This is a genomic window from Kibdelosporangium aridum (genome assembly GCF_900176515.1).
GTDB classification, from domain to species: Bacteria; Actinomycetota; Actinomycetes; order Mycobacteriales; family Pseudonocardiaceae; genus Kibdelosporangium; species Kibdelosporangium aridum.
The window spans coordinates 1,366,774-1,379,877 of sequence record NZ_FWXV01000002.1 but is presented as its reverse complement, the minus strand read 5'-3'; the positions used below and the strand labels follow the sequence as shown (position 1 = coordinate 1,379,877).

The 13,104-nt window shown below is 64.5% G+C and carries 12 protein-coding genes and 2 tRNA genes; 3 read left to right on the top strand and 11 right to left on the bottom strand.

Annotated elements, in window-relative coordinates; translation table 11 throughout:
• Positions 1–3: 3 nt before the first annotated feature.
• From B9C43_RS16070 to B9C43_RS16060, 3 genes are read right to left on the bottom strand one after another with little or no spacing between them, the layout of a single operon-like run.
• Positions 4–693 carry a FadR/GntR family transcriptional regulator gene (locus tag B9C43_RS16070; protein WP_033380113.1) on the bottom strand — a complete coding sequence of 230 codons (690 nt, stop codon included), beginning with the start codon at positions 691–693 and terminating at the stop codon, positions 4–6.
• Positions 690–1,370, bottom strand: a complete 681-nt coding sequence (locus B9C43_RS16065; RefSeq protein WP_235038636.1) for an IspD/TarI family cytidylyltransferase — start codon at positions 1,368–1,370, stop codon at positions 690–692. The genes B9C43_RS16070 and B9C43_RS16065 overlap by 4 nt, the downstream gene beginning before the upstream one ends.
• A gap of 23 nt (positions 1,371–1,393) precedes the next feature.
• On the bottom strand, positions 1,394–2,239 hold the full coding sequence (locus B9C43_RS16060; RefSeq protein ID WP_084427222.1) for a LysR family transcriptional regulator: 846 nt from the start codon (positions 2,237–2,239) through the stop codon (positions 1,394–1,396).
• 68 nt (positions 2,240–2,307) lie between these two features.
• Here B9C43_RS16060 and B9C43_RS16055 point away from each other — a divergent pair, with 68 nt between their 5' ends.
• A complete protein-coding gene (locus B9C43_RS16055) occupies positions 2,308–2,874 on the top strand; it encodes a hypothetical protein (protein ID WP_200825552.1) in 567 nt (188 codons plus the stop codon).
• On the opposite strand, the gene B9C43_RS16050 is transcribed toward B9C43_RS16055, so the two are convergent.
• Both B9C43_RS16050 and B9C43_RS16045 read right to left on the bottom strand, forming a co-directional pair.
• Entirely contained in the window at positions 2,789–3,313 is a 525-nt protein-coding gene (locus tag B9C43_RS16050; RefSeq protein ID WP_084427218.1) for an RNA 2'-phosphotransferase, read from the bottom strand. The genes B9C43_RS16055 and B9C43_RS16050 overlap by 86 nt on opposite strands.
• Complete coding sequence (locus B9C43_RS16045; protein ID WP_235038635.1) at positions 3,310–3,972, bottom strand: lysophospholipid acyltransferase family protein; 663 nt, start codon at positions 3,970–3,972, stop codon at positions 3,310–3,312. Before B9C43_RS16045 ends, B9C43_RS16050 begins: the two co-directional genes overlap by 4 nt.
• 299 nt (positions 3,973–4,271) lie before the next feature.
• Between B9C43_RS16045 and B9C43_RS16040 the strand changes: the two genes are divergently transcribed.
• Together B9C43_RS16040 and B9C43_RS16035 are read left to right on the top strand one after the other, a co-directional pair.
• Positions 4,272–6,512, top strand: coding sequence for an N-6 DNA methylase (locus B9C43_RS16040; RefSeq protein ID WP_084427216.1), 2,241 nt, complete (start codon positions 4,272–4,274; stop codon positions 6,510–6,512).
• A 31-nt stretch (positions 6,513–6,543) separates the two neighbouring features.
• Positions 6,544–6,732 carry a hypothetical protein gene (locus B9C43_RS16035; RefSeq protein WP_084427214.1) on the top strand — a complete coding sequence of 63 codons (189 nt, stop codon included), beginning with the start codon at positions 6,544–6,546 and terminating at the stop codon, positions 6,730–6,732.
• 240 nt (positions 6,733–6,972) lie between these two features.
• On the opposite strand, the gene B9C43_RS16030 is transcribed toward B9C43_RS16035, so the two are convergent.
• The 6 genes from B9C43_RS16030 to gyrB form a co-directional block, all read right to left on the bottom strand.
• Positions 6,973–7,045: transfer RNA gene (locus B9C43_RS16030), tRNA-Ala, on the bottom strand.
• Between the two features lie 57 nt (positions 7,046–7,102).
• Positions 7,103–7,240 (bottom strand): DLW-39 family protein, encoded by a 138-nt coding sequence (locus tag B9C43_RS57530; protein ID WP_185845660.1) that lies wholly within the window; start codon positions 7,238–7,240, stop codon positions 7,103–7,105.
• A gap of 188 nt (positions 7,241–7,428) precedes the next feature.
• A tRNA-Ile gene (locus B9C43_RS16025) sits at positions 7,429–7,502 on the bottom strand.
• A 62-nt stretch (positions 7,503–7,564) separates the two neighbouring features.
• On the bottom strand, positions 7,565–8,326 hold the full coding sequence (locus B9C43_RS16020) for a DUF3566 domain-containing protein (protein ID WP_084428220.1): 762 nt from the start codon (positions 8,324–8,326) through the stop codon (positions 7,565–7,567).
• A gap of 198 nt (positions 8,327–8,524) precedes the next feature.
• Positions 8,525–11,077 carry a DNA gyrase subunit A gene (gene gyrA / locus B9C43_RS16015; protein ID WP_084427212.1) on the bottom strand — a complete coding sequence of 851 codons (2,553 nt, stop codon included), beginning with the start codon at positions 11,075–11,077 and terminating at the stop codon, positions 8,525–8,527.
• A gap of 46 nt (positions 11,078–11,123) precedes the next feature.
• The gene (gene gyrB, locus B9C43_RS16010; protein ID WP_033380118.1) at positions 11,124–13,103 is read right to left on the bottom strand and encodes a DNA topoisomerase (ATP-hydrolyzing) subunit B; all 1,980 of its coding nucleotides are present in this window, start codon (positions 13,101–13,103) and stop codon (positions 11,124–11,126) included.
• Position 13,104: the final 1 nt, after the last annotated feature.

Sequence of the window (13,104 nt, the reverse complement as noted above, 5' to 3'; positions counted from 1 at the left end):
GACTCAGGGTTTGAGCAGACGGTCCAATTCGGCCGCGGAGTCGAGCACGATGCACCGCGAAACTCGTTCCGCCTCAGCGGCATCGCCTTGGGAGATGGCTTCGGCCTCCAGGCCGTGCCAGTCCAGCGCCGTCGTTTGCAGGTTCGGCGGCATCAGTTGCAGCTCGGCTCTGCCGTGCAACACCTCCGCGGTCACTTCGCCGACGTGGACGAACAAATCGTTGCCGGAGGCGACAAAGACTTGGCGGTGGAACGCGACATCGGCTTCGACGAACGCGGGTGTGTCGCCGGCGATAGCGTGCTTGCGCATCTCGTCCGCGAGCCGCAGCACTTCGCCGCGTTGTTCGTCGGATGCGTTGGTAGCGGCCAAACCCGCGGCCACCGGTTCGACAGCGGCGCGCAATTGGGACAGTTGACGGAGCAGTTCGGCTCGGTCGGAACCCGCCAGTCGCCAACGGATCAGTTGCGGGTCGAAGAGGTTCCACTCGGCGACCGGTAACACGATGAGCCCGATCTTTGGCCTGCTACGAACCATCTTCAGCGCTTCGAGCACCCGAACCGCTTCTCTGCCAACAGTTCGGGAGACGCCGTACTTCGTGGTCAGCTCGTCGAGCCGGAGCACCGTACCCGGCGGGTAGCGGCCGGAGGTCAGCGCGAGGCCGAGCGAGTCCAGCAGGTGTGCGTGCAGTGTCACCGGGACTCCAGGATCCGTTCGGCGACAACGAGGTCGTGGCCGAACGTGATCTTGAGGTTCCGCTGTTCACCGGGTACCCAGTGCACCTCGATGTCGGTGAACTGCTCGATACACGATGCCGTGTCCGTGCCCACGAACCCCTCCTCAGCCGCCCGCTCGTAGGCAGCGAGCAGGGGCGCCGCCAGAAAACCTTGTGGTGTCTGGACCGCGACCAACTCGTCGGTGATCGGGGTGACGTGCTCGCCGGTTGCCAGTGCCAGATCCTCGCTCACCATGCCAGGAATCGCGCCGCCATACTTTCTCGCAGCTTGCAGCACAGCCGCAACAAGTTCCGGACTGACCAACGGACGGGCGCCGTCATGGATGAGCACGGCGTCGATCTCGCCGGCTTTGATCCGGCCGGCGAGGTGCCTGAGTGCGGCGAGTTCCGAGCCCTGCCGGGTGTCGCCCCCGGAGACCACGTCGACATCCATGCCGGCGACGACCTTTTCGACGTGGTCGACGTCCTGCGGCCGGGTCACCAGCACAAGCGGCCCGATGTCCGGGTGACTGGCGAACGCTTCGAGCGACCACGCCAGCACGGGTCGGCCGGCGATCGGCAGATACACCTTGTTGATGTTCCGGCCGACACGTGTGCCGGAACCGCCAGCCAAGACCACTCCGGCCGCCTGAGTCATGCCCACGATCATCTCGCGTTGTTTCACGTTGAACCAAGCGACTGGCGGATCTGGGCAAGCAGCTGCGCCACTCGCCGGTCGGCGGGCGCACCCGGTCGGTGGATCGCGTAGTACGGCACCGGGGGCAAGTCGGCGATCGGTACTTTCGCCAGCTCGGTCCGTACGCATCCGTTGACGACGGCGGCGCCGACCCCCAACTCGACGAAGTGCACCATCAGCGGCCACCCGCCCGCCTCGACCGCGACCTCCCACTCAATGTCCGCGACTGACCGCAGACGTTCGAGCGTCACTCTCAACGGCTGTGACGGCAACGGCAGAACCATCCGCATCCCCGCGAGGTCGCTCAGACGGATCTGCTCGCGTTGCGCGAGCGGATGATTGTGCGGCACGACCAGTACCTGGTCGTACGTCGCGAGCTTGACGGTCTCCAGGTCGTCGGGCAGTTCGTCCAGTACCGAGATGCCTAGTTGCGCACGTCCGTCGCGGACCAACGCCAACGTCTGCGCTCGCGACGCGGTGAACAGGCGCAGCCGCTCGGACTCGCGGGCGATCACGTCGCCCAGGAGGTAGAGGTACGCGCCTTGCCCCGCAGCGAGTGTGACTCTGCGGCGCTCACCAGCCAATTCGCTGAGAAACTGGTCGAGCTGATCCGCTCGTTCTCGGGCGAACCGCGCCAGCGCCTCGCCTTCGGCCGTCAGCACCAGCCGTTTGCCGTGACGCACGTACAGCGGTCGACCGACGGCTTCGGCGAGTTTGCGCACCTTGACGTGCAGTGCTGGCTGCGAGATGTGCAGCTCACGCGCGGCGGCGGTGAAGTTCAGCCGCTCGGCGAACACCAGGAACGCCGGGAGCGACTCACCCGGGAACATAACTTGAAACTATAGTCACGCGGACTTCGCTAGTTCAGATTGAGCTCACGATGCCGCACGCTGATCACATGAGAAAGGAGTTACGACTCGGCGTGGACTTCGGCCGAGTGATCAACGACGGAGCGTCGCACCCAGGCGGCGACGACACGGTGTTCCTCAGCGGCACCTTCGAAGACGCGATGCGTACCCCCGCCATGCCCGGTGCGTTCGAGACGCTCGCCCGGCTGACCGAGCTGTTCGACGGCAAGGTCTGGATTGTCTCCAAGGCGGGCGAACGGATCGAGAACCGGACAAGGCAATGGTTGGACTACAACGGTTTCTGGACCGCGACCGGGATTTCCCCTGCCAATGCGCGGTTCTGCCGCAAACGTCCGGAGAAAGCCGTGCACTGCAAGCGGCTTGGCATCACGCACTTCATCGACGACCGGCAGGACGTGTTGCGGCACCTGCGGGACACCGTCGAGCACCTCTACCTGTTCGGGCGACAGCGCTCACAACCGCCCGAGTGGGTCGTTCCCACACTGACCTGGGCGGACGTGGAAACCGCTGTCACTGAAGGAATCTCGGCGGAACCTCGGCAACGAGCCACACGCCGTTCGCGGAAAGCCGGAACTCGTACCCTTCGGCGTGCATAGCTCCTGCTTGCACGACAAGGACAACCGGCTTTCCCTTTCTGGAGCCGACACGTTTCGCAGTGTCCACGTCGGACGAGAGGTGAACGTCGTGGCGCGCCATCGGTTTGAGCCCTTCGGCCCGGATGCGTTCGACGTTCGCCGCTCCGGTCCCGTGATACAGGATCTCCGGTGGTTCGGCGGGAACGAGTCCGAGATCGACGGTGACCGAGTGTCCCTGGTTCGCCCGAATCCTGTTGCCCACCAATGTGAAACGCTGCTTGTCGTTGCTCGCGACGACAAGCTCCAACTCGTCACGCGTAATCACGACACCGTGCCGCGCACACGCCGCGAGCAGGTCGTCGACGTCGACCCAGCCGCCTTCGTCCAATGTGAGCCCGATGTCGGCGGGCCGATGCCGCAGGTGCCGCGACAGGAACTTCGACACCCGGACAACGTTCACGCGCGCAGTTCCTTCAGCAACTCCCGCACGCGGTCCATGATGACGTCGGTGACTTCACGCAGCAGTTCACCGTCGACCTCGCGGCCCCGGTAGTCGCTCAGGTCCATCGGCGCACCGATGACCATGTTCACCGGCTTGCGCGGAAACGGCCGGAACCGCCTGCGCCTGCTGTCGAAGATCTCCCGCGTTCCCCACCGCGCAGCCGGAATCACCGGAACATCATTGGCCAGCGCCAACCTCGCGACCCCGGTCCTGTTGTCCAGCGGCCACCCGTCCGGATCCTGCGTCAACGTGCCCTCGGGGTAGATCACCACAACCCGGCCCGCCTTAAGCGCATCGTGCGCCCCACGCAAACTGTCCCCAGCCTTGGCCGTACCGCGAAAAACCGGAATCTGCCCGGCGCCATCGAGCACCCGGCTGAGGAACGGGATGTTCCACAACGTGTGCTTGGTGAAGAACCGCGGCACACGGCCCTGTTCATGCACAAAGATCGCATCGATGATCGGATCGATGTACGAAGGATGGTTCAGCACGAGCAGCGCGCCACCCTGCTGCGGCAGGTGCTCGGCACCCCCGATGGTCCGCCGGCTCAACGCCCACGTGAACGGATAAAACACCGAGGCGAACAGCCCCACCCAGAACCCACCGCGCTCCCGCACACCAGCGACGATACCTGGCACTTGGTCAACAGCAATGCGTCAACAGAACCCCTGCGGCAGGCTCAACACCCTTCGGCAGTTAACTGGTCAACTTGGGCCCGCCTTCGCATCACTAGTACAGCAAGCGGATAACGTGCAGAAATATGGCGTCTTCGACAACAACTCGACCATCTTGAGGCTCTTCAGGACACGTCATCGCTTGTGAGCATTGGTATGCGCGATTGCTCGCGGGTACTGCACGCCTCTAGCGTGGCCGCATAGCTGAGCTTGTCGACCACGGAGGGGGAACGGTGACTCGTATGCACCCAGACGCACTGGTGGCCCGCGTCCACATAGCCAGAACATTGAACGTATCTCGTGCCGCGGTAACCAAATGGACCCAAGAGCCAACTTTTCCAAGGCCGCTCCTGACCACCGATGGGGAGCTCTACCGCTGGCGCGAGGTACTCGCCTGGCTCGGCCAACGCGAGATAGCCACGCGGAACCGCAACCCGGACGAGCCGCCAGGAACGACCTATGCAGACCGGGCCGCAAGTAATGAGGCAGATCAAGACCCGTCCGTCTCAGCACCAGCAGCGTTGGTCGCATCCAGCAAAGTCGACCCCACGCGCCGCGTCGACGACCTCCGTGGATCGCTTTCCACACTCGTGCGCGGAGAAGCCGCGCCAGTCGACTACGTCAAGTTGGTGATGTGCACGGTCGTGCTGCAATCACAGTCGTCTGCCCGCTGGCAGGCTGTTCGGCAGTACGCCCCAGCGAACAAGAACCCGGCAGAAGCCCAGCGACTGATTTCCCGCATCGGGCGAGCGACCGACGAAATACTCAGGGAGTTGGGGCAGACACCCGGAATCGCCGCCGAAGTCGCAAGGTTGCGACCTCGATCGTTCGAAGACGTCCAAGAGTTCCTGCGGCGCACGGATTGCTTGCCGCCAACTGTGTTCCCACTCCTGCTCGACTGGTACGGACGCGAGCTTCCAAAGCAGACAGTCCACACTCCCGAATCGGTCACGCGTCTGCTGACTCAGTTGGCCTTGCAGAATCACCGGGCCGCCTCGATAACCGTCGACGACCCGTTCGCTCGTAGCGGCGAAATGCTTACGGCTGCGGCACAAGTCGTGAATCACAAGACAACGACCGTCCGCGGCGCGGGCGCTGATACAAGCTCATTGCTCGTGGCCAGCATGTCGCTGGTCTCGATGGGCGTCTACGCGGATCTGTGCACGGATGAGCATTCTCGGCCTGCCAAGGCCGACGTGGTGCTGACCAACCCACCGTTCAACTCCAGGAACGCCAGGTTCACCTCACGCGCAGACAGTGAGTGGATCCTCGGACCACCACCGAAGGGCAACGACAACTTCGGCTGGGTGCAAATCTGCCTTGAAGCACTGAAGCCACACGGCGTGGCAGCGATCGTGTTGCCCTACAACGTTACCCAGTCGGCCAATCCCATCGAAAAGGCGCTCCGGCACACCTTGGTCGAACAAGGTCATCTGGAGTGTGTCATCGCTTTGCCACCGCGGTTGTTCGCGAACACTCCCATACCGGTGTGCGTATGGATCCTTCGATTGAACGCCAAAGCTGATGGCGTGCTGTTCATTGACGCAAGCAAGACGGGTCAGCGGACTGGTCGAGGCAGATGCACGCTCACCGACGACGACCTGCGATTGATCACGAGCACCTACCTGTCGTGGCGAGCAGGCCGGGCACCGGAAGTGAGTGACCTCAGTGCCTGGATCGCGAAAGAGGACATCCACGCCAAAGGCGACGTGCTCTATCCCGGGCGATACGTCAAGAACAACGTGGCCAAGCCAGAAGACCTTCAGACCGCACGCGGGCGTCTGGACGAACAGTCGGGCAAGACGTACTCGGCTGATAAGCGAGTCCGCGAGGTACTGAAGGCGTACGACCGAACGCCGCCCCAGGATCTTGAGTGGAAGCGGTTGTTGCTCTCCGAGGTGTGTGACATCCAGACCGGCCCTTCTCCTCGGCCATTCTCGGATGCCATGCGTGAGCCGACGGTCGGCGCCGTAAGAGTCGTCGTCCCGAAGCATCTTCGCGACCACATTCTGGTTACGCCGGACGAGTTCATGGGCGAGAAGGAAGCCGCGCGATTCGCGAAATACAAGATCGCTGCAGGAGACGTTCTCACGATACGGACCGGCTCCATCGGACCAATCGTGCTCGTGCGTGAAGGACAATCCGGTTGGCTGATGAACCCAGCGCTGATCCGGCTTCGTCCGAAGGACACGAGTCGGAACGTGCTCGACCCCGGCTATCTGGTTGCGTACCTGCGGATGCTCGCGATCCAGGAGCTGCTGCGCGAGATCGGTGTGGCGACGGCGGTGCCGACGATGAGCAGCGAATCTCTCCGCCACCTGCCGGTGGCCTTGCCGTCATTGGCTGAACAACGCCGCATCAGTTCAACCCTCAAAGCCTTCGACGAACAGATCGCGGAACACCGACAACTCGTCGAAGCCGCAGCGATGACCCGAACAGCTCTCGCCGAACGGCTGCTCACCGGCGCGGCCGACAACCTCTGACTTCCTGCGCACCCCTTGAAAGGAACTTCCGTTGAACACCCGAGTCGCCGTGTGGCTCTTGGTGGCAGTCCTGTTCTCCCTGGTCATCGCCCTCTCGGCTGCACTGTTGAAGACCAAGGAAGGTGCCACAACCCCAAAAACGATCAGCTCATCAGCCATTGCCTTCGCCGGAACCATGACGCTGTGCATGACAGTCTTCGGAGTAACAGGCCTGATGTAGCTCCGAATGACGTGCCCTACACGAGACCAAAGTGCAAGAACCCTCAACAAGCAAAACCCCAGGCCACAAGCCTGGGGAGAAAGAAGCACCTAAACCGCGCTGGTCCCCACCCAACGCACCCAGCGCTGGTTCAGAAGGAGCAAGCACCGTGGGGGTTTGGGGGCTCGGCCCCCAAAAATTATGACGAGCCGACCCGGCGAAAGTTGCGAAGCAACTGAGCAGGGGTCGCCTAGAGGCGAGTGGAGACGAGGGGAATCGAACCCCTAACCCCTGCCTTGCAAAGGCAGTGCTCTGCCAATTGAGCTACGTCCCCGGGTGGGGCACCTTGACGGTGGCCCGTGGTGTGCGGGCCACCGGCTGAGGTTGGGTCTTACTTGGCGGCGCCGTTGTTGCCCGCGGGGGCGGTGGCCTCGCGCCACAGGTCGGCCTCGGCCTTCGCGGAACGGCTGCGGCGGACCACCAGGAAGATGGCGCCAGCGATAGCCACCAGTCCGAGAAGCTTCTTCACGTCAGGCCTCCTTCAGGCACATGCTTTGTTCCCCAAACGCATCCCCAACACTACGCGACCCACGCCGTGGGCGGGGGCGCGCAGCGCCTGCATTTCCCTGGGGGGCATGGGGGGCTGGGCCCCCCAAAATTATGACGATCGATGAAGGTTCGCAGCTCCGCTGCGAACACACGTCACCCAATCGATCGTGGGCCCAGGAGGACTTGAACCTCCGACCTCTTCGTTATCAGCGAAGCGCTCTAACCGCCTGAGCTATGGGCCCTTGGGAACGTCGAGAAGATTACCGCATGCCTTCCCGCGCCCCAAAACCGGTATCCCCTTTTGCTACTCCCGCTCCGCCAGGGTGACCTCGAGGCCACCGGCGAGGTCGGCGGACACGTTGTAGACGAAGGCTGCGACCGTGGCCAACGCGCTGAACAAGACGATGTTCACCGCGCCGATGATCGCCGCGACGCCGAAGACTCTGCCCGCGCTGATCAGGGGTTCCGCTGTGGCGTTGGCGTTGGCCTGGAACAGCTCGTTGGCGGTGCCGTTGACCTTGTCCCAGACGCCCATGCCGTCCAGCACGGCGTACAGCACACCGACTGCCACGAGCCATACGAAGAACAGCGCCACCCCGAGGACCAGGGACAGTTTCAGCACCGACCACGGGTCGAAGCGCTTGATCTGCAGGTTCGCCCGGCGTGGGCCACGGCCCGGACGACGCAGTGCACTGGGCGGAGCCGTGCCAGCGCGCTGGGCAGCACCCGCCATACCCGGCACCGCGCTGTTCGCTGTGCCGAGATTCACAGTTGTCCTGGCCGGAGCGCCGATCGCCGGCTGTGGCCCGGTCTGGTGCAGGCCGACCGGCGGGTATTCGCCGAGCGCCCGTGGTGCCGCCGTGCCGGTCACGACCGGCCGGGCGATGTTCACGGTCTGCTCGTCGACCAGCCGGGGCTTCGTGGCCTCTTCCGAAGGCGTTTCCGCTGGTGGCTCGGGTTCCGGCGCCGCTTCTGGCTCCGGATCCGCGTACTGGGCGTCACTGGTGACGCGCTGCCACGGGGGCGGCGCGCCGTTCGTGTCGTCCTCAGCCACCACCGGCTTGATGGCCTGGGTCTTCTCACCCTGCCCGTTGGACTGCGCCTCCGGCTGCTCGGCCGGCTCTGAACGGTCCGCGGTGGACACCGGGGACGTCTGGTTGACGTCCGCCTCCTGCGTCTTGTCCGTTCCTCGACCGTCCTGGGTCTCGGGGGGTGTCACGAGCTGATCCTCGTCTCCTCGTCGGCGGTGTCCCGCGAGCTCGATCTATTCTGCGGGCTGTTCCGTTGACGCGCCGGATGGGTCTGTGGTTGTCTCCTCGGCCGATTCGTCGCCGTTGGCCTCGGCATCACCGTTGGACGTGTCTTCGGCGCTGCGGGCGATCGCCACCAACAGGGTGCCCTCGCCGATGTTCATCAGCCGGACGCCCTTGGTCTGCCGTCCCGCCTTGCGGACCTGGCCGGCGGAGGTGCGGATCACCCCACCGGCCGACGTGATGGCGTAGATCTCATCTTGTGCTTCGACGATGAGAGCTCCTACCAGCCTGCCACGCCTGCTGTCGTGCTGAATGGTCAACACACCCTTGCCGCCGCGGCCCTGCACCGAGTAGTCCTCGATCGGCGTGCGTTTGGCGTACCCGCCGTCCGTCGCGACCAGCACGAATGTGCCTTCCCTCACAACACCGAGGGTCAGCAGTTCGTCACCGGAGTTGAACCGCATACCAAGCACACCGGACGTTGCCCGGCCCATCGGCCGCAGCGCCTCGTCGGAGGCGTGGAACCGGATCGACTGGCCACCGGCGGACACGAGCAGGAGGTCGTCTTCCGCGGAGCAGAGCACCGCACCGACCAGCTCGTCCCCTTCACGCAGGTTGATGCCGATCAGGCCGCCGCTGCGGTTGGAGTCGAAGTCGGACAACCGGCTCTTCTTGACCAGACCGTCCTTGGTCGCGAGCACCAGGTACGGCGCGACTTGGTAGTCCTTGATCTGGATGACCTGGGCGATGTGCTCCTCCGGCTGGAACGCCAGGAGGTTCGCCACGTGCTGGCCTCGCGCGTTGCGGCTGGCCTCGGGCAGCTCGTACGCCTTCGCCCGGTAGACCCGGCCCTTGTTGGTGAAGAACAGGATCCAGTCGTGCGTGGAGCACACGAAGAAGTGCGCCACGATGTCGTCCTGCTTCAGGCCCGCGCCCATCACGCCCTTGCCGCCGCGCTTCTGCGCGCGGTACAGGTCGGTCTTGGTGCGCTTCGCGTAGCCGGTCCGGGTGATCGTGACCACCACGTCCTCGACCGCGATCAGGTCCTCGACCGAGACGTCGCCGTCGAACGGGATGATCCGGGTACGCCGGTCGTCGCCGTACTTGTTGACGATCTCCATCAGCTCGTCGCGCACGATCGCGCGCTGACGCTCCGGCTTGTCCAGGATGTCCTGCAGATCGGCGATGTAGCGCTCGATCTCGGCCAGCTCGTCGATGATCTTCTGGCGTTCCATCGCGGACAGCCTGCGCAGCTGCAGGTCCAGGATGGCGGTCGCCTGGATCTCGTCGATGTCCAGCAACTCGATCAAGCCGTTGCGGGCCTCTTCGGTCGACTGCGACCGCCGGATCAGGGCGATCACCTCGTCGAGCATGTCCAGCGCCTTGACGTAACCGCGCAGGATGTGGGCCCGCTCCTCGGCCTTGCGCAGGCGGAAGCGGGTACGCCGGACGATGACCTCGACCTGGTGCTTGACGTAGTGCCGGACGATCTGGTCCAGCCGCAGCGTGCGCGGCACGCCGTCGACCAGCGCCAGCATGTTCACGCCGAAGTTGTGCTGCAGCTGGGTGTGCTTGTACAGGTTGTTCAGCACGACCTTGGCGACCGCGTCCCGCTTGAGCGTGATCACGATCCGCATGCCGGAGCGCTTGTTGGACTCGTCCGCGATCTCCGAGATACCGGCGATCTTGCCGTCGCGCACCAGCGCGGCCATGTTCTCGATCAGGTTGTCCGGGTTGACCTGATACGGAAGTTCAGTGACGACAAGAATCGTGCGGCCCTTGGCGTCCTCTTCGACCTCGACGACGGCACGCATCCGGACCGAGCCGCGGCCGGTGCGGTAGGCGTCCTCGATCCCGGCGGTGCCGAGGATCTGGCCGTACGTCGGGAAGTCCGGTCCCTTGATCCGCGTCATCAACGCGGCCAAGGTCTCGTCCTCCGAGGCGTCCCAGTTCTCCAGCGCCCACACGACACCGTCGGCGACTTCGCGGAGGTTGTGCGGCGGGATGTTGGTCGCCATCCCGACGGCGATGCCGGAGCTGCCGTTGATCAGCAGGTTCGGCACACGTGACGGCAGGACAACCGGTTCCTGGGTCCGGCCGTCGTAGTTGTCGCGGAAGTCGACGGTGTCTTCCTCGATGTCGGCCAGCATGTGCATGGCCAACGGGGTGAGCCGCGCTTCGGTGTACCGCATGGCCGCGGCGGGGTCGTTACCCGGCGAGCCGAAGTTGCCCTGGCCGTCGATCAGCGGGTACCGCATCGACCATCCCTGGGCCAGGCGGACCAGGGTGTCGTAGATGGCCGAGTCACCGTGCGGGTGGTAGTTACCCATCACGTCGCCGACCACGCGTGAGCACTTCACGTACCCGCGATCAGGCCGGAAGCCGGAGTCGTACATCGAGTACAGGACGCGGACGTGCACCGGCTTGAGGCCGTCACGCACATCTGGCAACGCCCGGCCGACGATGACGCTCATCGCGTAATCGATGTAGGAACGCTGCATCTCGTGCTGGATGTCAACCGGCTCGGTGCGGTCGCCCTCCGGCGGCAGAGTCGTCTCGGTCACGGTTCTTCTTTCGTGTGGCTACCCGGAAAAGTCTTGTGTGGACGGATCAGACGTCGAGGAAGCGAACGTCCTTGGCGTTGCGCGTGATGAAGGAGCGCCGGGCCTCGACGTCCTCGCCCATCAGCACGCTGAACAGCTCGTCGGCTGTGGCCGCGTCGTCCAGGGTGACCTGCATCAGCGTCCGGTTCGCAGGGTCCATTGTGGTCTCCCACAGCTCGTCCGAGTTCATCTCGCCGAGACCCTTGTACCGCTGGATGTTGTCGTCCTTGCCCAGCTTCTTGCCCGCGGCCAGGCCCTGCTCGATCAGACCGTCGCGTTCGCGGTCGGAGTACGCGAACTCCGGCTCCACACCGCGCTGCCACTTGATCTTGTAGAGCGGTGGCTGCGCGAGGTACACGTGACCGGCTTCGACCAGCGGCCGCATGAACCGGAACAGCAGTGTCAGCAACAGGGTCCGGATGTGCTGACCGTCCACATCGGCGTCGGCCATCAGCACGATCTTGTGGTACCGCAGCTTCGACAGGTCGAACTCGTCGTGGATACCGGTGCCGAGCGCGGTGATCAGGCTCTGCACTTCGGTGTTCTTCAGAACCCGGTCGATCCTGGCCTTCTCGACGTTGATGATCTTGCCCCGGATCGGCAGGATCGCCTGGAAACGCGAATCGCGGCCTTCCTTGGCCGAGCCACCCGCGGAGTCACCCTCCACGATGTACAGCTCGCACTCTTCGGGGTTGGTGGAGCGGCAGTCCTTCAACTTGCCGGGCAGGCCGCCGATGTCCAGCGCGCCCTTGCGGCGGACGAGCTCCTTGGCCTTGCGGGCCGCGATCCGGGCCTGCGCCGAGGACACCGCCTTGGTGACGATCGTCTTCGCTTCGGCCGGGTTGGCCTCGAACCAGTGCTGCAGGTGCTCGTTGCTGGTGGTCTGGACGAAGGTCTTCGCCTCGGTGTTGCCCAGCTTCTGCTTGGTCTGGCCTTCGAACTGCGGCTCGGCCAGCTTGATCGACACGATCGCGGCGAGTCCTTCGCGGACGTCCTCACCGGTGAGGTTGGTGTCCTTCTCCTTGAGCAGCTTCTTGTCGCGCGCGTAGACGTTGACCACCCGGGTCAGCGCGGCACGGAAGCCTTCCTCGTGCGTGCCGCCCTCAGGCGTGTTGATCGTGTTGGCGAAGGTGTAGACCGACTCGGAGTAGCCGGTGTTCCACTGCATCGCGATCTCGACTTCCAGGCCCGTGCCCTTGGCCTCGAAGGCGATGACCGACTTGTGCACGGCCTCGCGCGCGTGGTTGATGTGCTTGACGAAGTCCTCGAGACCGCCCGGGTAGTGGTAGGTCCGCTCCTTGATGCGGGCGGCCTGACCCTCGGCGTCCTCGGCGGCCTCCTCCTCGGAGACGCGCTCGTCGCGCAGGACGATCGTCAGTCCCTTGTTCAGGAACGCCATCTCCTGCAGGCGGCGGGCGACGGTCTCGGCGTTGAAGGTGACCGTCTCGAAGATCTGGGGGTCCGGCCAGAACGTGATCGACGTTCCCGTGGTCTCCGTGGCCTCGCCCTGCGCGACCGGAGCGACCGGCTCGGAATCGCGGTAGCTCTGCGTCCACACATAGCCGTCGCGCTGAACGACAACTTCCAGGCGCGTCGACAGCGCGTTCACCACGGAGATACCGACACCGTGCAGACCGCCGGACACTGCATAACTGTCACTGTCGAACTTGCCGCCGGCATGCAGCACGGTCATAACGACCTCGAGCGCGGACCGCTTCTCTTCCGGCTGCTCGGCGACGGGAATGCCACGGCCATCGTCGACGACACGCACTCCACCGTCCGCGAGCAGGGTGACCTCGACCTTGGTCGCGTGCCCAGCCATCGCCTCGTCGACGGAGTTGTCCACGACCTCCCAGATCAGGTGGTGCAGGCCGCGCTCGCCGGTCGAGCCGATGTACATACCCGGTCGGAGCCGCACGGCTTCCAGACCCTTGAGCACGGAGATGGACTCGGCGCCGTAACTCTTACCGTTCTCATTGGCTGCCACG